Raw genomic sequence first — 22,083 nt, forward strand, 5'->3', positions numbered from 1 at the left:
CCGGCCACGCACCGGGGTTTGTGCTTTCTGGGAAATGGGGTGGCTCTGCAACCCATCGCCGGCAAGCCAGCTCCCACAGGTATTGTGAATGCCTCAAGCTTGCACTGCACCTGTGGGAGCTGGCTTGCCGGCGATGGGCCGCAAAGCGGCCCCACCAATCTGAAGGGACATACAAATGACCTGGCAACCCCACATCACCGTCGCCACCATCGTCGAACACGAAGGCAAGTTCCTCTTCGTCGAAGAATTCAAAGCCAACCAGCACGTCTTCAATCAACCTGCCGGCCACCTCGAACCCAACGAGACCCTGCCCCAGGCCGCCCTGCGCGAAACCCTCGAAGAAACCGCCTGGGAAGTCGAGCTCACCGGCGTGGTCGGCATCTACCTGTACACCGCCCCAAGCAACGGCGTGACCTACCAGCGCATCTGCTTCGCCGCCCGTCCCGTGCGCCATCACGCCGACCTGGCGCTGGACAGCGACATCGTCCGCGCCGTGTGGCTGACCCGCGACGAACTGCTGGCCGACCCCGCCCGCTGGCGTAGCGAGCTGGTGCCACGCTGCCTGGACGACTACCTCAAAGGCCCCTTGCACAGCCTCGACCTGCTGCGCGACTGACGCGCCGGCGCAGGTTTGATAGAATCGGCGTTTTTCCCCCTTGATACACACCGGTAACCATGACCAGCCCAGCACTCAAAGACCCCGCCAAGACCCGCGTCATCGTCGGCATGTCCGGCGGCGTGGACTCTTCCGTCTCCGCCCTTCTGCTCATGGAGCAGGGCTACCAGGTGGAAGGGCTGTTCATGAAGAACTGGGAAGAAGACGACGGCACCGAATACTGCACCGCCCGTGAAGACCTGGCCGACGCCCAGGCCGTGTGCGACCGCATCGGCATCAAGCTGCACACCGCCAACTTCGCCGCCGAATACTGGGACAATGTGTTCGAGCACTTCCTCGAAGAGTACAAGGCCGGCCGCACGCCCAACCCGGACATCCTCTGCAACCGCGAAATCAAGTTCAAGGCGTTCCTCGACTACGCCCTGTCGCTGGGTGCCGACCTGATCGCCACCGGCCACTACGTGCGTCGCCGCGATACCGGCGAGCTCACCGAACTGCTCAAGGGCCTGGACCCGAACAAGGACCAGAGCTACTTCCTGCACGCCGTCGGTGGCAAGGAAATCGCCCGCACCCTGTTCCCGGTCGGCGAGCTGGAAAAGCCCGAAGTACGCGCCATTGCCGAAAAGCACGGGCTGGCCACCGCAAAGAAGAAGGACTCCACCGGCATCTGCTTCATCGGCGAGCGCCGCTTCAGCGACTTCCTCAAGCAATACCTGCCGGCCCAGCCGGGCAACATCGAAACAACCGACGGTGAAGTTATCGGCCGCCACCACGGCCTGATGTACCACACCATCGGCCAGCGCCAGGGCCTGGGCATTGGCGGCCTGAAGGACGCCGGCGACGAGCCGTGGTACGTGCTGCACAAGGACCTGACCCGCAACGTGCTGGTGGTCGGCCAGGGCAATGAACATCCGTGGTTGTTCTCCCGTGCCCTGCTCGCTTCGGAAATCTTCTGGGTCAACCCGGTCGACCTAAGCTGCCCGCGCCAGCTCACCGCCAAGGTGCGCTACCGCCAGAGCGACCAGCAGTGCACACTGGAACTGACCGATAGCGGTTACCGCGCAGTGTTCGACGAACCGCAACGTGCCGTTACCCCGGGCCAGTCGGTGGTGTTCTATGACGGCGAAGTGTGCCTGGGCGGCGGCGTGATCGAAGCCGCCGAGCCTTGGAGCCCGCGCGCATGAGCAACCTGCAGGAGCAGCTGATTGCGTTGGGCGGTGTGTTCCAGGCCGCCGTACTGGTCGACCGCATCGCCCGCACCGGCCAGGCCAGCGAGGCCAACATCGGCTGCATGCTGGGCAGCCTGCTGGTGCGCGACCCCAAGGACACCCTGGAAGTGTTCGGCGGTGACGACCTGAATTTGCGCGACGGCTACCGCGCGCTGGTCGGCGCACTGGAGCGCGACCCCAGCAGCCTGCAGCGCGAGCCGCTGCGTTACGCCCTGTCGATGCTGGGCCTGGAGCGCCAGCTGAACAAGCGCGGCGACCTGCTCGACACCATCGGCAACCGCCTGCCGCAAATCCAGGCCCAGGCCGAGCATTTCGGCCTGGTTCATGAAAACGTCATCGCTTCCAGTGGAGCCTTGTACCAGGACACCCTGAGCACCTTGCGCCAGCGCATCCAGGTGCATGGCGACATGCGCTTCCTGCAGCAAGCCAGCAACGCCTCGAAGATCCGCGCCCTGCTGCTGGCCGGCATCCGCGCCGCCCGCCTGTGGCGCCAGCTGGGCGGGCACCGCTGGCAGCTGGTGTTCAGCCGGCGCAAGCTGTTGAACGAACTGTACGACATGATGCGCAACCCCTCCTGACAGGGGTTTGACAGTTCCGGCCCTATCGCCGGCAAGCCAGCTCCCACAGGACTTGCACTGTGCTCAAGGCCGGTGCAGTACCTGTGGGAGCCGGCTTGCCGGCGATAGGGCCGGAACAGGCAATGCACAATGCACAGCTTATTTATGGCCCGACCTTTGGTCAGCCACCCGACTCGGGCGCAAAATTCATGTATGATATGCGCCCTTCCAAAAGCCTGACTGTCCGAGAACACCCCATGCAGCTTTCTTCGCTCACTGCGGTTTCCCCTGTAGACGGCCGTTATGCCGGCAAAACCCAGGCCTTGCGCCCCATTTTCAGCGAATTCGGCCTGATCCGTTTCCGCGCCCTGGTCGAAGTGCGCTGGCTGCAGCGCCTGGCCGCCCACCCGCAGATCGGCGAAGTGCCGGCGTTTTCCGCCGAAGCCAACGCCCTGCTGGACAGCCTGGCCACCGACTTCAAGCTCGAGCACGCCGAACGCGTCAAGGAAATCGAGCGCACCACCAACCACGACGTCAAGGCGATCGAATACCTCCTCAAGGAGCAGGCCGCCAAGCTGCCTGAGCTGGCCAAGGTCAGCGAGTTCATCCATTTCGCCTGCACCAGCGAGGACATCAACAATCTGTCCCACGCCCTGATGCTGCGCGCCGGCCGTGACGAAGTGCTGCTGCCGCTGATGCGCCAGATCGCCGACGCCATCCGCGCCCTGGCCCACGCCCACGCCGACGTGCCGATGCTGTCGCGCACCCACGGCCAGCCGGCTTCGCCGACAACCCTGGGCAAGGAACTGGCCAACGTCGTATACCGCCTGGAGCGCCAGATCGCCCAGGTTGCCGCCGTGCCGCTGCTGGGCAAGATCAACGGCGCCGTGGGCAACTACAACGCTCACCTGTCGGCCTACTCGCAGATCGACTGGGAGCAGAACGCCCGCGCCTTCATCGAAGACGAGCTGGGCCTGCAGTTCAACCCGTACACCACCCAGATCGAGCCGCACGACTACATCGCCGAGCTGTTCGACGCCATCGCCCGCTTCAACACCATCCTGATCGACTTCGACCGCGATGTGTGGGGCTACATCTCGCTGGGCTACTTCAAGCAGAAGACCGTTGCCGGTGAAATCGGCTCGTCGACCATGCCGCACAAGGTCAACCCGATCGACTTCGAAAACTCCGAAGGCAACCTGGGTATCGCCAACGCGCTGTTCCAGCACCTGGCCAGCAAGCTGCCGATCTCGCGCTGGCAGCGTGACCTGACCGACTCCACCGTGCTGCGCAACCTGGGCGTGGGCTTTGCCCACAGCGTCATCGCCTACGAAGCCAGCCTGAAAGGCATCGGCAAGCTGGAAGTCAACGAAGCCCGCATCGCCGCCGACCTGGACGCCTGCTGGGAAGTGCTGGCCGAGCCGATCCAGACCGTGATGCGCCGCTTCAACATCGAAAACCCCTACGAGAAGCTCAAAGAGCTGACCCGTGGCAAGGGCATCACCCCGGAAGCGCTGCTGACCTTCATCGACGGCCTGGACATGCCAGCCGAAGCCAAGGCCGAGCTCAAGCAACTGACCCCTGCTACCTACATCGGCAACGCGGCAGCACAGGCCAAACGCATCTAAGCTGACCGTCGCGTTCAACGCCCGGCCTGGCCGGGCGTTTTTATTCCCGAACGAAAATTACATTTTTTCAATAGGTTGAACATGAATCCTGATACTCCACTGCAGCTGCTTGGCGGCATCTCGGCCCGCGAATTCATGCGCGACTACTGGCAGAAGAAGCCGCTGCTGGTGCGCCAGGCATTCCCGGATTTCATCAGCCCGATCGACCCCGACGAGTTGGCCGGCCTGGCCCTGGAAGAGGAAGTAGAGTCGCGTATCGTGCTCGAGCACGGTGCGCACCCGTGGGAACTGCGTCGCGGCCCGTTCACCGAGGACACCTTCGCAGAGCTGCCGGAAAAGGACTGGACCCTGCTGGTGCAGGCCGTGGACCAGTTCGTCCCGGAAGTAGCCGAACTGCTGGAAAACTTCCGCTTCCTGCCCAGCTGGCGCATCGATGACGTGATGATCAGCTTCGCCGCTCCCGGTGGCAGCGTCGGCCCGCACTTCGACAACTACGACGTGTTCCTGCTGCAGGGCCACGGCCAGCGCAACTGGAAAATCGGCCAGATGTGCAGCAGCGAAAGCTCGCTGCTGGAGCACGCCGACCTGCGCATCCTCGCCGACTTCGAACAGAGCGATGAGTGGACCCTGGAGCCGGGCGACATGCTCTACCTGCCGCCACGCCTGGCCCACTATGGCGTGGCCGTGGATGACTGCCTGACCTACTCGGTAGGCTTCCGCGCGCCAAGCGCCGCCGAAGTGCTGACCCACTTCACCGATTTCCTCGGCCAGTTCCTGCCCGACGAAGAACGCTACAGCGACGCCGACGCCCAACCGGTCAGCGACCCGCACCAGATCCAGCACGACGCCCTCGACCGCCTCAAGGCGCTGCTCGACAAGCACATGGGCGACAAGGACCTGCTGCTGACCTGGTTCGGCCAGTTCATGACCGAGCCGCGCTACCCCGAGCAGATCGTCGGTGAAGAGCTGTCCGAGGAAGAGCTGATCGATGCCCTGGAACAGGGCGCCATCCTGATCCGCAACCCGAGCGCGCGCCTGGCCTGGTCGGAATTCGAAGAAGACCTGCTGCTGTTCGCCAGCGGCCGCAGCTGCCCGCTGCCGGGCAAACTGCGCGACCTGCTGAAGCTGGTTTGCGCGGCCGACGCCCTGCACATCGACAACCTGGGCGAATGGCTGCAGGATGAAGATGGCCTTATGCTGGTACAGCAGCTGGTCAAACAAGGAAGCCTGGGATTCGCCAATGAATAAGATTCGTGTGCGCCTCGCCGACTGGCACAAGGACAACGCCGACATCCGCCGCATCCGCGAAGCGGTATTCATTGCCGAACAGCACGTGCCGCCGGAGCTGGAGTGGGACTCGGATGATCCGACCGCCGCGCATTTCCTGGCCCTGGAAGGCGACTACCCGATCGGCACCGCGCGCCTGCTGCCTGATGGCACCATCGGCCGGGTCTCGGTGCTGAAGGACTGGCGCGGGCTGAAGGTGGGTGACGCGCTGATGAACGCGGTGATTGTCGAAGCACAGAACCGCGACCTGAAGCAGCAGATGCTCAGCGCCCAGGTGCACGCCACGCCGTTCTACGAGCGGCTGGGCTTTCGCGTAGTCAGCGAAGAGTTCCTCGAAGCCGGCATCCCGCACGTGGACATGGTGCGCGACTCGCGCGCCTGATCCACGACTTCCCCGCAGTGCCCCCCACAAATTCTCAAAAATTGTGGGGGGCACTGCGGGAGCGGGTTCACCCGCGAAGAGGCCAACACAGCCAAGACATCCCCCCTGACAAAAAACCTGTACATCCATCCAGATAAAACTTGCCTCCGCGCCCTCGCTTGCGCATCCTATCGCCCATCACCCCCGATGAAGCGTCCCCGGCCATGCGCCTGTTCCTCTGCGAAAAACCCTCCCAGGCAAAAGATATCGCCAAAGTGCTCGGCGCCAACCGCAAGGGCGATGGCTGCTGGCAAGGTACCGACGTCTGCGTGACCTGGTGCATCGGCCACCTGCTGGAAACCGCCCCGCCCGACAGCTACGACGAGCGCTACAAGCGCTGGAACCTGGCCGACCTGCCGATCATCCCGGAAAAGTGGAAGATGCTGGTCAAGCCCAAGACCGCCAGCCAGTTCAAGGCAGTCAAGCGCCTGCTCGGCGAAGCGCGCGAACTGGTGATCGCCACCGACGCCGACCGCGAAGGCGAAATGATCGCCCGCGAACTGGTCGAGCATTGCCGCTACCGCGGCCCGGTCCAGCGCCTGTGGCTGTCGGCACTGGACGACGCCTCCATTCGCAAGGCCCTGGCGCGGCTGCTGCCGGGCCACGAAACCTTCAACCTGTACCACTCGGCGCTGGGCCGTTCGCGCGCAGACTGGCTGATCGGCATGAACATGAGCCGGCTGTTCACCCTGCTGGGCCGCCAGTCAGGCTATCAGGGCGTGCTGCCGGTGGGCCGGGTGCAAACGCCCACCTTGCGCCTGGTGGTAGACCGCGACCGCAGCATCGCCAACTTCGTGCCGGTACCGTTCTGGGCCATCGACGTGCAGCTCGAACACGCAGGCTTTGGCTTCAACGCCCAGTGGCGCGCCCCCGAGGACGCCTGCGACGACCAGGGCCGCTGCCTGAACCAGGCCCTGGCGCAGCAGGCTGCCGCCGAGATCGGCAATGCGGGTACTGCCCGGGCCGTGAAGGTGGCCACCGAGCGCGTGCGTGAAGCGGCACCCCTGCCCTTCGACCTTGGCACCCTGCAGGAGCTGTGCTCGAAAAAGTTCGGCCTCGGTGCCCAGGAAACACTCGACATCGCCCAGGCCTTGTACGAAACCCATAAGCTCATCACCTACCCCCGTAGCGACTGCGGCTACCTGCCGCAAAGTCAGCACGCTGAAGCGCCCGCCATCCTCGCCGCCCTGCAACGGGCCGATGCCAGCCTGGCGCCGCTGCAGCCCTATCTGGAGCCGCAACGCCGCTCACGGGCGTGGAACGACGCCAAGGTCAGTGCCCACCACGGCATCATCCCCACTGCCGCCGCCAGCGACCCGTCGCGCCTGCCGGCCAAGTACAAGGCTGTGTACACCCTGATCCGCGCTCGCTACCTGGCGCAGTTCCTGCCCAACCACGAGTACGACCGGACCCAGGCCGATTTCGACTGCGCCGGCCATGCCCTGCGTGCAGTAGGCAAGCAGATCGTCGAACCAGGCTGGCGCCGTGCGCTGCCCGAGGCGCTGAACCCGGCCAAGGGCCGCGAGGCACCACCGGCCCAGGTGCTGCCGGCGCTGCACGAAGGCCAGGACTGCACAGTGCAGGGCCTGCAACTGAAAGACCTGTGGACCCAGCCACCCAAACCGTTTACCGAAGGCGACCTGATCAAGGCGATGAAGAACGTGGCCAAGCTGGTAGAGGACCCACGGTTGAAGCAGAAGCTCAAGGAAACCACCGGTATCGGCACCGAGGCCACCCGCGCCAGCATCATCCAGGGCCTGCTTGACCGCGGCTACCTGGTGAAGAACGGCAAAGCCCTGTCCGCCACCCCTGCGGCCTTCAGCCTGATCGACGCCGTGCCACGCGCCATTGCCGACCCAGGCACTACGGCTATCTGGGAGCAGGCGCTGGACATGGTGCAGAGTGGCGAGATGACGCTGGAAGAGTTCGTCGCCCGGCAGTCGGCATGGATGGGTAAGCTGGTCGAACGGTGCAGCGGCATGCGCATGACCATCAGCGGGCCAGCAGCCGGGGCTGCGCCGCCGTGGAAGAAGAAGCGCAGGGGCGGCGGGAAAAGCAAAGCGGCCGCAGGCAAGCCAAGGCAGCCTCGAAAAAAGGCGACAACCTGAAGATTTTGCCCTCCCACGTCAGGCCCCTTCGCGGGTAAACCCGCTCCCACAGTTACAGCGCCGACCTCAAGACCTGCGATGACTCCGTGGGAGCGGGTTTACCCGCGAAAGGGCCAGGACAGGCAACACAACAACCCCAGGTAAACCACAAAGCCGGCCAATGCGTTGGCGCCATGAAATTTACCTGCTAAATTTTCATGAAAATAATCAAAACAAATTTCATGAGACCCCTGCATGTTCAAACAATCCGCCCAGCACGTCGCCAGCTACTACGCCCAGACCTACCCCACCAGCATTCCCCTGCGCCCCACCCTGCAAGGCAGTCACGACACCGAAGTCCTGATCATTGGCGCCGGCTTCAGCGGCCTGCACACCGCCCTGCGCCTGACCCAGGCCGGCAAGCGCGTAACGCTGCTGGAAGCCAGCCGCGTGGCCTGGGCCGCGTCCGGCCGCAACGGCGGCCAGGCACTGCTCGGCTGGTCGTGCGGCATGCCGCCGCTGGAAAAGGCCCTAGGCGTCGAACGCACCCAACGCCTGTGGGCCAGCATGTGCTGGGCCGCCGATGAAATGCGCGAACTGCCCGAGCGCCATGGCTTCGACATCGACTACCGGCTGGGCAGCCTGTGGACCGCCGTGCTGCCGCGCCGGGTGAAGATGCTGGAAGAAGCCCTGCACGAGGCCGAACACAAATGGGGCTACGACGCCCTGCGCCTGATCGGCCGCGACGAGCTGCCACAATGGATCGACAGCCCGCGCTACCAGGCCGCGCTATACGACGCCAAAGGCGCCCACCTCAACCCGCTGAAGCTGGCCCAGGGCCTGGCCAGCACCATCGAGGCGGCTGGCGGGCAGATCTACGAACAGAGCCAGGCGCTCGACTACCAGAATGTCGGCGACGGCTATGTGGCCCGTACCGACCGCGGCGAAGTACGCTGCCAGGTGCTGGTGCTGGCCTGCAACGCCTACATCGACCGCCTCGACCGCAACCTGTCGCGCCGCCTGTTGCCGGTTGGCTCCTATCAGGTAGCCACCGCACCGCTGGGTGCCGACTTCGCCCAGTCGCTACTGCCGCGCAACAGTTGCGTGATCGACAACCAGTTCGTGCCCGACTATTTCCGCCTCACCCCGGACCATCGCCTGCTGTTCGGCGGCGGTTGCACCTACCTCGGCGGCATTCCCAAAGATGTCGCCAGCGCCACCCGCCCCTATCTGGAGCGGGTGTTCCCGCAGTTGGCCGGGGTGGCCATCGACTATGCCTGGGGCGGCCACGTCGACTGCAGCATCCAGCGCACCCCGGATGTCGGCCGCGAGGGCCAGCGCTACTGGCTGCAGGGGTTCTCTGGTCATGGCGTACTGCCTACACTGGCGGCGGCGCGGGCTGTCAGCGATGCCATTCTTGGCGACGACGACCTGCTGGCGCTGTACCAAGGCATCGACAACGGCCGCTTCCCCGGCGGCGACCTGCTGGCAGCACCGCTGGAAGCCGCCGCCAAGGCCTGGTACCGGATGCGCGATCGTGTATGAAGACCGCCGGCGCTTGATACCCAGAAATCTCTCCTATCATCAATAGCTCCCTTCGCTTCCTGCACTCAGGAGACCCGACCATGAGCTATGTAACCACAAAGGACGGCGTACAGATCTTCTACAAGGACTGGGGCCCGCGCGATGCACCGGTCATCCACTTCCACCATGGCTGGCCGCTCAGCGCCGACGACTGGGATGCGCAGATGCTGTTCTTCCTCGCCCAGGGTTACCGCGTGGTCGCCCACGACCGCCGCGGCCATGGCCGCTCCAGCCAGGTATGGGACGGCCACGACATGGACCACTATGCCGACGATGTGGCGGCGGTCGTCGCTCACCTGGGCATCCAGGGCGCCGTGCATGTCGGTCACTCGACCGGTGGCGGTGAAGTGGTGCGCTACATGGCTCGGCACCCTCAGGACAAGGTGGCCAAGGCAGTGTTGATCGCCGCCGTACCGCCACTGATGGTGCAGACTCCCGGTAATCCGGGTGGCCTGCCCAAATCGGTATTCGACGGCTTCCAGGCCCAGGTCGCCAGCAATCGCGCGCAGTTCTACCGGGATGTGCCAGCCGGGCCGTTCTATGGCTACAACCGCCCGGGCGTCGAGGCCAGCGAAGGCATCATCGGCAACTGGTGGCGCCAAGGCATGATTGGCAGTGCCAAGGCCCATTACGATGGCATCGTGGCGTTTTCTCAGACCGACTTTACCGAAGACCTGAAGGGCATCCAGCAACCGGTGCTGGTGATGCATGGCGATGATGATCAGATCGTGCCGTATGAGAACGCTGGGGTGCTGTCGGCGAAGCTACTGCCCAATGGCACGCTGAAGACCTACAAGGGCTACCCGCATGGCATGCCGACCACCCATGCCGATGTGATCAATGCGGATTTGCTGGCGTTTATCCGTAGCTGATGTGATCGCCTGCACCGGCCTCTTCGCGGGTAAACCCGCTCCCACAGGTACTGCACAGGTATTGAAATGTGCAGGTAACCTGTGGGAGCGGGTTTACCCGCGAAAGGGCCGGCACTGGCAACCCATACACCTCAGGATTAACATGCTTTCCTTCTAGCGCGGCCCTTTGCCGCCCCTTGCCTCCCTGCCTGCCAAGAAACCATGCCCTTCGAACTCACCGTAGAACCCCTTACCCTGCTGATCCTGGCCCTGGTCGCCTTCGTCGCCGGTTTCATCGATGCCATCGCCGGCGGTGGCGGCCTGCTCACCACACCGGCGCTACTCACCGCTGGCATGCCACCGCACCTGGTACTGGGCACCAACAAGCTCAGCTCTACCTTCGGCTCGGCCACCGCCGGCTTCACCTACTACAGGCGCAAGCTGTTCCACCCAGCGCAATGGCGCCCGGCATTGTTCGCCACTCTGGTAGGTGCTTTGCTCGGCGCAGTGATCGCCCACTACATGCCGGCCGAATGGCTGAACAAGATGCTGCCGGTGATCGTCTTCGCCTGTGGCGTCTACCTGCTGTTCGGCGGCACGCCGAAGGCGCCGCTGGATGCCGATGCACCGATCAGGAAGAAATGGCAGGCGCCGCAAGGCTTCACCCTGGGCTTCTATGACGGCGTGGCCGGCCCGGGTACCGGGGCGTTCTGGACGGTCAGCACCCTGCTGCTCTACCCCATCGACCTGGTCCGTGCCAGCGGCGTGGCGCGCAGCATGAACTTCGTCAGCAACATCGCGGCGCTGACGGTGTTCATCATTTCCGGGCAGGTGGACTACATCGTCGGCCTCTGCATGGGCCTGTCGGTGATGGTCGGCGCGTTCTTCGGCGCACGCACGGCGATCAGTGGCGGCAGCAAGTTCATCCGCCCGGTGTTCATCACCGTGGTGCTGGCATTGACCGTGCGCCTAGCGTGGCAGCACTGGTTCGGCCAAGCCTAGGCGGCGCGCAACGTACAGATCGATCAGGTACCGGGCAATCGACCGCCCGGCCGGCAGCGGCGGCAGGTCGTGGACGCTGAACCACTTGGCATCCTCGATCTCGTCCGGCTGCATGACGATCTCGCCGCCAGCGTATTCGGCGTGGAAGCCCAGCATCATCGAATGCGGGAAAGGCCAGCACTGGCTGCCGACGTACTGAATGTTCTTCACTTCTACCGCCACCTCTTCACGCACTTCGCGCACCAGGCAGTCCTCGGCCGACTCGCCCGGTTCGGCGAAGCCTGCCAGGGTGCTGTACACCCCGGTGACGAAACGCGGCGAGCGCGCCAACAGGATTTCGTCGCCACGGGTCACCAGTACGATCATGCTTGGCGAAATGCGCGGGTAGCTGCGCAGGTCGCAAGGCTGGCAGTACATCGCCCGCTCCCAGCGAATCTGCGTCATTGCCTGGCCGCAGCTGCCGCAGAAGCGGTGCTCGCGGGCCCAGGTGCCGATCTGCGCGGCATAGCCCAGCACTTTGTAGGTGTCGAAATCACCCTCGAGCATGAACGCGCGCAGGCCCCGCCAAGTGCAGCCAGGCACGTGGGTGGCGCTGCGCAGCTCCAGCAGGAACACCGGCTGGCCGTCGAAGTGGCCGATGCCGTGCTCGCACAGTACGTCGAGGTCCTGGCGCTTGAGCCAGTCGCGAGGGAACAGCGCGCCGTTGTCGTCCACCAGGAACCCTTCCGGGCTGCGGGCCACGGCCAGCCCGCCGTTGATCTGCGGGTCGATTACTGCGGTAGTCCAGCGTGCTGACATGTCGGGGCTCCTTTACTGCGCGTCCCCCGGCCCGATCAGTCGGCGAACGTCGGTTTCTGTTTGCTCATGTGCGCCGCCACCGCCACCCGCAGGTCTTCGGACTGCAGCATCGCGGCGTTCCAGGTAGCGATGTACTCCAGGCCATCGTCGATGCGATGGTCACGCATGTAGCTGAGCATTTCCTTGGTGCCGGCCACGGCAATCGGCGATTTTGCGGCAATCTCGCCGGCGATGGCAAAGACCCCTTCCATCAGCGCGGCCTGGTCATCATAGACCCGGTTGACCAGGCCGATGCGCAGCGCCTCTTCGGCCTCGACATTGCGCCCGGTGAAAGCCAGCTCACGCATCATGCCGTCACCGATGATACGAGGCAAACGTTGCAGTGTGCCGACATCGGCGGCCATGCCCATGTCGATTTCCTTGATCGAGAACTGCGCGTCGCGGCTGCAGTAACGCATGTCGCAGGCCGAGATCAGATCGATGGCGCCGCCAATGCAGTAACCCTGCACTGCCGCCAGTACCGGCTTGCGGCATTTGTCCACGGCATTGAACGACGCCTGCAGGCGCAGGATTGTACTGCGCAGGAAACGTGCGTTACGACCCACGTCCTTGCCCATCTGCCCGGCCAGCGAAGCCAGCATCATCAGGTCGATACCAGCGGAAAAATGCTTGCCTGCCCCACTGATCACTACCGCCCGCACCGCATCGGTGTCGTCGATCCACTGGAAGATATCCACGATCTCTTCCCAGAAGGCCGCATTCATCGCGTTGACCTTCTCTGGGCGGTTGATCTGAACGTGGGCGATGCTGTCGGTCAGTTCGACCTTGAATGCGCTGTACTCGGTCACGGGCGGCACTCCTGCGGGTGAAGGGTTCATGGCACGGATGGTAACCCAGCCGGGTGACCGCACTTGTGCCAAAAACGGGACTTTACGCCTTGCCTAAGGCGCGCTGATCCGGCACCGTGCGCCATCGCCGAATCATAAGGATACAAATTCATGTCGCGCTCCCTGACCGGCGCCCTGGCCCACAGCTTTCTGGGCCAGTCGCCGCTTTGGTACAAGGCAGTCATCTGCCTGTTCCTGGTGCTCAACCCGCTGCTGCTTATGACCGTCGGCCCGGTGGCCGCCGGCTGGGCACTGGTGCTCGAATTCATCTTCACCCTTGGCATGGCGCTGAAGTGCTACCCGTTGATGCCTGGCGGCCTGCTGCTGGTCGAGGCCCTGCTGTTGCAGATGACCACCCCACAAGCCCTGTATGAAGAGCTGCAACACAACTTCCCGGTGATCCTGCTGCTGATGTTCATGGTGGCGGGCATCCACTTCATGAAGGAACTGCTGCTGTTCCTGTTCTCGCGCATCCTGCTGGGGGTGCGTTCGAAGGCGATTCTGGCGTTGCTGTTCTGCGTGCTGTCGGCATTCCTGTCGGCGTTTCTCGATGCGCTGACCGTGACCGCCGTGATCATCAGCGCCGCGGTCGGTTTCTATGCGGTGTACCACCGCGTAGCCTCCGGGGCCAACCCGCGCGAAGACAGTGCGCTGGACAGCGACCAGCAGGTCGCACAGTTGCACCGTGAAGACCTCGACCAGTTCCGCGCCTTCCTGCGCAGCCTGCTGATGCATGGCGCGGTGGGTACCGCCCTGGGCGGCGTGTGCACGCTGGTGGGCGAGCCGCAGAACCTGCTGATCGGCCATGAGATGGGCTGGCACTTTGCCGATTTCTTTCTGAAGGTGGCGCCGGTGTCGTTGCCGGTGCTGGGCGCCGGCCTGCTGACCTGCGTACTGCTGGAGAAGCTGCGCCTGTTCGGCTACGGCACGTTGATGCCCGAGCCGGTGCGTCAGGTACTGGCCGCCTACGCCGCCGAGGACGATGCTGCACGTACCACTGCCCAGCGCATCGCGCTTTGGGTGCAAGGGTTCGCCGCACTGATCCTGATCGTCTGCCTGGGCCTGCATGTTGCCGAGGTCGGCCTGATCGGCCTGATGGTCATCGTGCTGATCACGGCATTCACCGGCATTACCGACGAACACCGCCTGGGCCGTGCCTTCCAGGACGCCATGCCGTTCACCGCTTTGCTGGTGGTGTTCTTCGCCGTGGTGGCGGTAATTCATCAGCAGCAACTGTTCAGCCCGCTGATTACCTGGGTGCTGGCGCTGCCGGCAGAGCAGCAGCCGGGCATGCTGTACCTGGCCAACGGCCTGCTGTCGGCCATCAGCGACAACGTATTCGTTGCCACCATCTACATCACCGAGGTGAAGCAGGCATTTCTCAATGGCAGCATGAGCCGCGAGCATTTCGAGACGCTGGCGGTGGCGATCAACACCGGCACCAACCTGCCGAGCGTGGCTACGCCGAATGGGCAGGCGGCGTTCCTGTTCCTGCTGACTTCGGCGATTGCACCGCTGATCCGGCTGTCGTATGGGCGAATGGTGTGGATGGCCTTGCCCTATACCGTAGTGATGGGTGGGCTGGGGTGGTGGGCGGTGACCTACTGGCTTTGAGGTAGCCTGCACCGGCCTCTTCGCAGCACAAGGCTGCTCCTACAGGCACAGCAGCGCTTTCTGGAGCTGTGGTGATCCTGTGGGAGCGGGCATGCCCGCGAAAGGGCCGGCACAGGTTTGCGCTGTCGATTCTGCTGCCTGCCATTCGACTATCCCATGCCCTCAGCCACCCCGGCTGCCAACAGGAGAGTCCCCATGCGCAAACTCATCGTAGCCGCCTTCATCAGCCTCGACGGTGTCATGCAGGCCCCCGGCGGCCCGCAGGAAGACACCAGCGGCGGCTTCACCTACGGCGGCTGGATCGTGCCCTACGCCGAGGAAGTCTTCGGCCAGGCCATGCAGGCCCTGTTCAGCCAGCCCTTTGAGCTGCTGCTGGGCCGTCGCACTTACGACATCTTCGCCGGCTACTGGCCAAAGGTAAAAGACAGCTCGGAAGACTTCTCCATCGCCAACCTGTTCAACAGCGTGCCCAAGCACGTGGCCACCCACACCCCCGCAACCCTCGACTGGCACAACAGCCACTCCCTGGGCGCGGACGTCACCGCAGCGGTCCGCGCGCTGAAACAACAGGGCGGCGCCAACCTGCTGACTCAGGGCAGCAGCGATCTGGTGCAACAACTGCTGTCGGCGGGCCTGGTCGATGAACTGCAACTGCTGATCCACCCGTTGCTGCTCGGCCACGGCAAGCGCCTGTTCGGCGACGATGCGGCAGCGACGGCCTTCACCCTGCAGCACTCGCAGGTTTCGCCCAAGGGCGTGGTCATCGCCCGTTACGTGCGTGCCGGCGAAGTGCAGACCGGTTCGTTCTGAAAGGCACGATTCTGTACAACTTTTGCCTCTCGCCCGCATCGAAACACAGGTAAGCCCTGTCCGTATCAAGGAGGTTCACCATGGCGCTACGTAACACGTTGCTGCTTTCCTGCATGACCCTGGCCCTGCTCGGCTGCGCCGGCAACGATCACCCGGCGCCGCCGCGCACCCAGCAGGTCGACCTGCAACGTTACCAGGGCACCTGGTACGAACTCGCGCGGCTGCCGATGTTCTTTCAGCGCAACTGCGTGCAGTCCGAGGCGCGCTATGGGCTGCGAGAGGACGGCCGCATCGACGTGACCAACCGCTGCCGGGAAAAGGACGGCCAGTGGAACCAGGCCAAGGGCATCGCCGAAGCCCAGCAACCGGGCAGCACCGACAAGCTCTGGGTGCGCTTCGACAACTGGTTCAGCCGCCTCGCGCCCGGCCTGACCAAGGGCGAGTACTGGGTTCTGTATCACGACCAGGACTACCGCGTGGCGTTGGTCGGCCACCCGAACCGCGAATACCTGTGGCTGCTTTCGCGCACGCCCGCGGTCACCGACCAATTGCGCGAGCAATTGCTGACGATCGCCCGGGAGCAAGGCTATGACACCAGCAAGCTCATCTGGCGGCAGGCCGAGTAGGCAAGACCTGGCGCGCCATCGACGACATGCGGCAATCCGGCTAAGGTGTGCGCCCCCGCACACCTTGAAGGAACGAGCCCGTTGAGTACCACGCCGCCATCAGCACCTTGTCTTCGTCTGACGCACATCGGCCCGCTGGTACTGGCGTCACTGCCGGACTGAAACAAGGAGGCAGACCATGGACCTGCTGTTTCTGGGCACCTCCGCCGGCGTGCCGACCAAGGCACGCAACGTCAGTGCCACCGCTGTGATCGAAGCCAGTGGCAGCCACTGGTACCTGGTCGACTGTGGCGAAGGCACCCAGCACCGGCTGCTGCACACGCCGCTGTCGATCCGCGACCTGCGCGCCATCTTCATCACCCACGTGCACGGCGACCACTGCTTCGGCCTGCCGGGCCTGCTGGCCAGCGCTGGCATGAGCGGGCGCACCCAGCCGCTGGACCTTGTCCTGCCCGCCGCCCTGCACGACTGGGTGCGCCAGGGGCTGGTGGCCAGTGATACCTTTTTGCCGTTCGAACTGCGCCTGCTGGCCGTCGAAGAGCTGGTGGAGTGGCGCAGTGACGCCCTGCAAGTGACCAGCGTGCAGCTTTCGCACCGGGTGCCGAGCGTCGGCTTCGTGTTCACCGAACTAAAACCCGAACCGCGGCTGGACATCCCGCGCCTGGAAGCCGAAGGCATCCCCCGCGGCCCGTTGTGGGGCGACCTGGCAAAGGGCCTGACGGTGCCGCATGGCGGGAGGCTGCTGCACGGCAATGACTACCTACGCCCTTCACGCCCGCCACGGCGGGTGATCGTGTGCGGCGACAACGACAACCCCGAGCTGTTGGCCGACGTTGCCGAGGGCGCGGACGTGCTGGTGCACGAGGCCACGTTCACCCAGGCGGTGGTCGAGCGCACAGGGGTCACCTTCGGCCACAGCACCGCGGCTGCAGTGGCGCGCTTTGCCGAAACTGCGGGCGTGCGCAACCTGGTGCTGACGCACTTCAGCGCCCGCTACCAGAGCGACCCACGGCGCAGCCCGAGCATCGACAACGTGCGCGACGAAGCCCTCGCCCACTACAGCGGGCGGCTGACCCTGGCGCAGGACCTGCAGCGTTATCACATTGGGCGCGATGGCTGTCTTGAGCCCGCGGGATGAATTGTGGAGCTTCGCAGGTGCTCGCCACAACCCGCTGCTCCACTATGCCGCCAACCGGCCACTGGCAATCGCCTCGGACGCCGCCAGCATCGCGCGCAGCAACACCGCGCAGCCCGCGGCCAGGTCCTCGGGTGTGGCGTTCTCGATCTCGTTATGGCTGATACCGTTCTCGCACGGCACGAAAATCATCCCCGCCGGCCCCAGTTCGGCCAGGAAGATCGCGTCGTGCCCCGCGCCGCTGACAATGTCCATGTGCGGCAGGCCCAGCGCCTGCGCAGATTCACGCACAGCATCGACACACCCCTGGTCGAAGTACAACGCCGGGAAATCGGCCGTGGGTACCAGTTCGTGGCTCAGGCCATGCCTGGCACAGGTCGCCTCGATCACCGCGCGCACATCGGCAATCATGGCATTCAGCTGCTCACCCTCCAGATGACGGAAATCCAGGGTCATGCGCACTTCGCCCGGGATCACGTTGCGCGAACCTGGGTAGGCCTGCAGGCAACCCACCGTGCCACAGGCATGGGGCTGGTGCCCGAGGGCGGTGCGGTTGACTGCCTCCACCACCGCCGCCGCGCCAACCAGGGCGTCCTTGCGCAGGTGCATGGGCGTAGGGCCGGCGTGCGCCTCGACACCGCGCAGGGTCAGGTCGAACCACTTCTGGCCCAGCGCGCCCAGCACCACGCCGATGGTCTTGCGCTGATCTTCGAGGATCGGGCCCTGCTCGATATGCGCTTCGAAATAGGCCCCCACCGGGTGGCCTGACACGACGCGCGGGCCGGCGTAGCCGATGGCGTTCAACGCCTCGCCAACGCTGACACCCTGGGCGTCGCGCTTGGCCAGGGTTTCCTCCAGGGTGAACTTGCCGGCGAACACCCCGGAGCCCATCATGCACGGCGCAAAGCGCGAACCTTCCTCGTTGGTCCACACCACCACTTCCAGCGGTGCTTCGGTTTCCACGCCGAGGTCGTTGAGGGTGCGGAGCACCTCCAGCCCGGCCATCACCCCGAAGCAGCCGTCGAACTTGCCACCGGTGGGCTGCGTGTCGATGTGGCTACCGGTCATTACCGGGGGCAGCTTGGGATTACGCCCCGGGCGGCGGGCGAAGATGTTGCCGACGGCGTCGATGCTGACCGTGCAACCGGCGGCCTCGGACCACTGCACGAACAGGTCGCGGGCCTGGCGGTCGAGGTCGGTCAGGGCCAGGCGGCACACGCCGCCCTTGGCGGTGGCACCGAGGCGGGCCAGGTCCATCAGGGACTGCCAAAGGCGGGTGCTGTCGATATGGTGAGTGGTGGTCTTCAGGATCTCTTTGACTGGGGTCACGGGTTTCTCCTTCAGGCTTTTCTGTTGTCTGTGCTGGCCTCTTCGCGGGTAAACCCGCTCCCACAAGGACAGCGTTGGCCTCGGGACCTGCGCTGTACCTGTGGGAGCGGGTTTACCCGCGAAAAAGCCAGCGCGGTCTCACGGCAAGGGCTTGGCCACTCGCGCCGGGCTGCGCGCGACCACGCCGGCGAAGAGGTAATACAGCGCCCCACCCAGCAGCGAACCGGTGAACCAGCCGTAGTCGTAGAACCAGCTGAAACTGTTGTTGCCAATCGCCATGACGGTCAGCGCCACCGGCAACGCAAAGGCGGCAAAACCGGCCCAGTTCCACGCCGGGTACACGTCGTCGCGGTACAGCCCGGCCAGGTCCAGCTTCTGCCGGCGAATCAGGAAGTAGTCCACCACCATGATCCCGGCGATCGGCCCCAGCAGGCTGGAATAACCCAGCAGCCAGTTGGAGTACACACTCTCCAGGCTCAGGTCGGAGACGATCCAGCCCAGCTTCTTCAGCAACTCATGCCCCATAAGCGCCAAGCCGATGAAGCCGGTCAGCCACACCGCTCGGCTGCGACCGATCAGGCGTGGGGCGATGTTCTGGAAGTCGTTGGTCGGCGACACGATGTTCGCCGCGGTGTTGGTCGACAGCGTGGCGATCACGATCAGCGCCATGGCCAGGGCCACCCAGAACGGGCTGTGGATCTTGCCGATCAGGCTGACCGGGTCGGACACGGTCTCGCCAACCAGCGACGCCGAGGCAGCGGTCAGCACCACGCCCAGCGCGGCGAACAGGAACATGGTCAGCGGCAAGCCGAAGATCTGCCCAAGAATCTGGTCCTTCTGGCTGCGGGCGTAACGGCTGAAGTCGGGAATGTTCAGCGATAGCGTGGCCCAGAAACCGACCATGGCGGTAAGCCCGGCGCAGAAGTAGCCGAGCATGTTCGCTCCTTCCGGGCGCTTGGGCGGCTGGGCCAGCAGTTCGGTCATCGACATGTGCGGCAAGGCCCAGAACAGCAGGCCTACGCCAACCGCCACCAGCAGCGGTGCCGACAGCGTTTCGAGCCACTTGATCGACTCGGCGCCGCGCAGCACCACCCACAGGTTCAGGCACCAGAAGATCATGAAGCCGATCACCTCGCCAGTGCCGCCCAGGGCCTTCCAGCCGTCGAACACCGAGCCGAGGAACAGGTGGATGGCCAAGCCGCCGAACATGGTCTGGATGCCGAACCAGCCACAAGCGACTACCGCGCGGATCAGGCATGGCACGTTTGAGCCGATGATGCCGAACGACGAACGCAGCAGCACCGGGAACGGAATGCCGTACTTGGTGCCAGGGAAGGCGTTGAGGGTGAGCGGAATAAGCACGATCAGGTTGGCCAGCAAGATCGCCAGCAAGGCTTCGCCCACGCTGAGGCCGAAGTAGGCGGTGAGCACGCCGCCGAGGGTGTAGGTGGGCACGCAAATGGACATGCCCACCCACAGGGCGGTGATATGCCATTTGTTCCAGGTACGCTGGTGCACCTTGGTCGGGGCGATGTCGTGGTTGTAGCGCGGGCTGTCGAGAACATCGCTGCCCTCGGACAGCTCGAACAAGCCATCCTGCTCGACCACTTCCGATCTGCTTTGCTGCATGGGAGCCTTCTCCAGATTTTTTGTAGTTGTTTGCCCATCGGGTTCACTCGATGGCCGGAGTACACACGCATTCATGTGTTTGAAAATCTCGACCAGATTTTCATCTTGTCAAGTTAGTCAACGCTTTGGAGAACCGCGCAGTCAGCGCACTGAAATAAATTAACCCTTTAATATCAATATCTTAAAAACCACAAATTTAATGTGAAAATTTTCTTGCCGAATCCAGGATCTGCATCTAGCCTCGAATCTTGTCAGGCCTGACAGGATTAACCACCCCTGCCCGCCCTGCACCAAGACAATTCCAAGAACCGGCCCAGACCGGTCAGCCTGCGAGGAAAACGGCATGTCCCTGTTGATCCGTGGCGCCACCGTGGTCACCCACGAAGAGAGTTACCCCGCCGATGTCCTGTGTGCCGATGGCCTTATCAGCGCCGTCGGGCAAAACCTCGAACCGCCCACCGGCTGCGAAACCCTCGACGGCAGCGGCCAGTACCTGATGCCCGGCGGCATCGACCCGCATACCCACATGCAGCTGCCGTTCATGGGCACCGTGGCCAGCGAGGACTTCTTCAGCGGCACCGCCGCGGGCCTGGCCGGTGGCACTACCTCGATCATCGACTTCGTCATCCCCAACCCGCAGCAGTCGTTGCTGGAGGCCTTTCACACCTGGCGCGGCTGGGCGCAGAAAAGCGCCAGCGACTACGGCTTCCATGTCGCCATCACCTGGTGGAGCGAGCAGGTAGCCGAAGAGATGGGCGAACTGGTGGCCAACCATGGGGTGAACAGCTTCAAACACTTCATGGCCTACAAGAATGCGATCATGGCCGCCGACGACACCCTGGTCGCCAGCTTCGAGCGATGCCTGCAACTGGGTGCAGTGCCCACCGTGCATGCCGAGAACGGCGAACTGGTGTACCACCTGCAGAAAAAACTGCTGGCCCAGGGCCTGACCGGGCCAGAAGCCCACCCGCTGTCACGTCCGTCCCAGGTCGAGGGCGAGGCGGCAAGCCGCGCCATCCGCATTGCCGAGACCCTGGGCACGCCACTGTACCTGGTGCATGTTTCCAGCCGCGAAGCGCTGGACGAAATCGCCTATGCCAGGGGCAAGGGCCAGCCGGTGTACGGTGAAGTCCTGCCCGGCCATCTGCTGCTGGATGACAGCGTCTACCGCGACCCGGACTGGGCCACCGCCGCAGGCTATGTGATGAGCCCACCATTCCGCCCGCGTGAACACCAGGAGGCGCTGTGGCGCGGGCTGCAGTCGGGCAACCTGCACACCACCGCCACCGACCATTGCTGCTTCTGCGCCGAACAGAAAGCCATGGGCCGCGACGACTTCAGCCGTATCCCCAACGGCACTGCCGGCATCGAGGACCGCATGGCGGTGCTGTGGGATGCCGGGGTGAACAGCGGGCGCCTGTCGATGCATGAGTTCGTCGCGCTGACCTCCACCAACACCGCGAAGATCTTCAACCTGTTCCCGCGCAAGGGTGCCATTCGTGTTGGCGCTGACGCCGACCTGGTGCTGTGGGACCCGCAAGGCACCCGTACCATCTCGGCCAAGACCCACCACCAGCAGGTGGATTTCAACATCTTCGAAGGCCGTACCGTGCGCGGCATCCCCAGCCATACCATCAGCCAGGGCAAGGTGCTCTGGGCCGATGGCGACCTGCGTGCGGAAAAAGGCGCGGGGCGGTATGTGGAACGGCCGGCGTATCCGTCGGTGTATGAGGTGCTGGGGCGCAGGGCCGAAGTGCAGCGGCCGACGCCCGTGCAGCGCTGAAGCCATTGGGCTGCTGCGCAGCCCATCGCCGGCAAGCCAGCTCCCACAGGAATAGTGCTGCTCTCCAGGACGTGGCTCTCCTGATGGCACCAGCTCTTACAGGGATGGCACTGCTCTCAGGGACAACACTGTACCTGTGGGAGCTGGCTTGCCGGCGATTGGGGCGCACCGCGCCCCCATTCCAAGCCCCATATAAAAAGAGAGGCTACA

At 64.3% G+C, this 22,083-nt stretch carries 19 protein-coding genes; 15 read left to right on the forward strand and 4 right to left on the reverse strand.

Annotated elements, in window-relative coordinates; genetic code table 11:
* Nucleotides 1-175: 175 nt before the first annotated feature.
* The 10 genes from CAF92_RS04160 (at nt 176) to CAF92_RS04210 (ending at nt 11,262) form a co-directional block, all read left to right on the forward strand.
* Nucleotides 176-616, forward strand: coding sequence for an NUDIX hydrolase (locus CAF92_RS04160; RefSeq protein WP_025339778.1), 441 nt, complete (start codon nt 176-178; stop codon nt 614-616).
* 59 nt (nt 617-675) lie between these two features.
* A complete protein-coding gene (mnmA, locus tag CAF92_RS04165; RefSeq protein ID WP_085599373.1) occupies nt 676-1,800 on the forward strand; it encodes a tRNA 2-thiouridine(34) synthase MnmA in 1,125 nt (374 codons plus the stop codon).
* Nucleotides 1,797-2,423: a high frequency lysogenization protein HflD gene (gene hflD / locus CAF92_RS04170; RefSeq protein ID WP_085599375.1), complete on the forward strand. Its 627-nt coding sequence runs from the start codon at nt 1,797-1,799 to the stop codon at nt 2,421-2,423. The genes mnmA and hflD overlap by 4 nt, the downstream gene beginning before the upstream one ends.
* Before the next feature lie 236 nt (nt 2,424-2,659).
* The gene (gene purB / locus CAF92_RS04180; protein ID WP_013973297.1) at nt 2,660-4,030 is read left to right on the forward strand and encodes an adenylosuccinate lyase; all 1,371 of its coding nucleotides are present in this window, start codon (nt 2,660-2,662) and stop codon (nt 4,028-4,030) included.
* A gap of 81 nt (nt 4,031-4,111) precedes the next feature.
* On the forward strand, nt 4,112-5,278 hold the full coding sequence (locus CAF92_RS04185) for a cupin domain-containing protein (RefSeq protein WP_046614846.1): 1,167 nt from the start codon (nt 4,112-4,114) through the stop codon (nt 5,276-5,278).
* Nucleotides 5,271-5,699: a GNAT family N-acetyltransferase gene (locus tag CAF92_RS04190; protein WP_003258855.1), complete on the forward strand. Its 429-nt coding sequence runs from the start codon at nt 5,271-5,273 to the stop codon at nt 5,697-5,699. Before CAF92_RS04185 ends, CAF92_RS04190 begins: the two co-directional genes overlap by 8 nt.
* Before the next feature lie 203 nt (nt 5,700-5,902).
* Nucleotides 5,903-7,846, forward strand: a complete 1,944-nt coding sequence (locus CAF92_RS04195; protein WP_085599379.1) for a DNA topoisomerase III — start codon at nt 5,903-5,905, stop codon at nt 7,844-7,846.
* Nucleotides 7,847-8,080: 234 nt separating this feature from the next.
* Nucleotides 8,081-9,370, forward strand: coding sequence for an FAD-binding oxidoreductase (locus tag CAF92_RS04200; protein ID WP_085599381.1), 1,290 nt, complete (start codon nt 8,081-8,083; stop codon nt 9,368-9,370).
* Between the two features lie 80 nt (nt 9,371-9,450).
* Nucleotides 9,451-10,281, forward strand: a complete 831-nt coding sequence (locus tag CAF92_RS04205; protein ID WP_085599382.1) for an alpha/beta fold hydrolase — start codon at nt 9,451-9,453, stop codon at nt 10,279-10,281.
* 201 nt (nt 10,282-10,482) lie between these two features.
* Nucleotides 10,483-11,262 (forward strand): TSUP family transporter, encoded by a 780-nt coding sequence (locus CAF92_RS04210; protein ID WP_085599384.1) that lies wholly within the window; start codon nt 10,483-10,485, stop codon nt 11,260-11,262.
* Here CAF92_RS04210 and nudC read toward each other — a convergent pair.
* Together nudC and CAF92_RS04220 are read right to left on the reverse strand one after the other, a co-directional pair.
* Nucleotides 11,230-12,060, reverse strand: coding sequence for an NAD(+) diphosphatase (gene nudC, locus CAF92_RS04215; protein ID WP_085599386.1), 831 nt, complete (start codon nt 12,058-12,060; stop codon nt 11,230-11,232). The two genes, CAF92_RS04210 and nudC, sit on opposite strands and share 33 nt — an antisense overlap.
* Before the next feature lie 35 nt (nt 12,061-12,095).
* Nucleotides 12,096-12,908 (reverse strand): crotonase/enoyl-CoA hydratase family protein, encoded by an 813-nt coding sequence (locus CAF92_RS04220; RefSeq protein ID WP_046617238.1) that lies wholly within the window; start codon nt 12,906-12,908, stop codon nt 12,096-12,098.
* A gap of 150 nt (nt 12,909-13,058) precedes the next feature.
* Here CAF92_RS04220 and nhaB point away from each other — a divergent pair, with 150 nt between their 5' ends.
* From nhaB to CAF92_RS04240, 4 genes are all read left to right on the forward strand, one after another.
* Nucleotides 13,059-14,561, forward strand: a complete 1,503-nt coding sequence (gene nhaB / locus CAF92_RS04225; RefSeq protein WP_085599388.1) for a sodium/proton antiporter NhaB — start codon at nt 13,059-13,061, stop codon at nt 14,559-14,561.
* 195 nt (nt 14,562-14,756) lie between these two features.
* On the forward strand, nt 14,757-15,371 hold the full coding sequence (locus tag CAF92_RS04230; protein WP_085599390.1) for a dihydrofolate reductase family protein: 615 nt from the start codon (nt 14,757-14,759) through the stop codon (nt 15,369-15,371).
* An 80-nt stretch (nt 15,372-15,451) separates the two neighbouring features.
* Entirely contained in the window at nt 15,452-15,997 is a 546-nt protein-coding gene (locus CAF92_RS04235; protein WP_046617235.1) for a lipocalin family protein, read from the forward strand.
* Nucleotides 15,998-16,175: 178 nt separating this feature from the next.
* Nucleotides 16,176-17,135: a ribonuclease Z gene (locus tag CAF92_RS04240; protein WP_085599392.1), complete on the forward strand. Its 960-nt coding sequence runs from the start codon at nt 16,176-16,178 to the stop codon at nt 17,133-17,135.
* A gap of 42 nt (nt 17,136-17,177) precedes the next feature.
* Here the strand turns inward: CAF92_RS04240 and CAF92_RS04245 are convergent, their stop codons facing one another.
* Complete coding sequence (locus tag CAF92_RS04245) at nt 17,178-18,461, reverse strand: Zn-dependent hydrolase (protein WP_085599394.1); 1,284 nt, start codon at nt 18,459-18,461, stop codon at nt 17,178-17,180.
* Nucleotides 18,462-18,599: 138 nt separating this feature from the next.
* The gene (locus CAF92_RS04250) at nt 18,600-20,090 is read right to left on the reverse strand and encodes an NCS1 family nucleobase:cation symporter-1 (RefSeq protein WP_046615651.1); all 1,491 of its coding nucleotides are present in this window, start codon (nt 20,088-20,090) and stop codon (nt 18,600-18,602) included.
* 343 nt (nt 20,091-20,433) lie between these two features.
* Here CAF92_RS04250 and hydA point away from each other — a divergent pair, with 343 nt between their 5' ends.
* Nucleotides 20,434-21,873 (forward strand): dihydropyrimidinase, encoded by a 1,440-nt coding sequence (gene hydA / locus CAF92_RS04255; protein WP_085599396.1) that lies wholly within the window; start codon nt 20,434-20,436, stop codon nt 21,871-21,873.
* Nucleotides 21,874-22,083 lie beyond the last annotated feature (210 nt).

It is taken from the genome of Pseudomonas sp. B10(2017) (assembly GCF_002113295.1).
Lineage (GTDB): Bacteria > Pseudomonadota > Gammaproteobacteria > Pseudomonadales > Pseudomonadaceae > Aquipseudomonas > Aquipseudomonas pudica.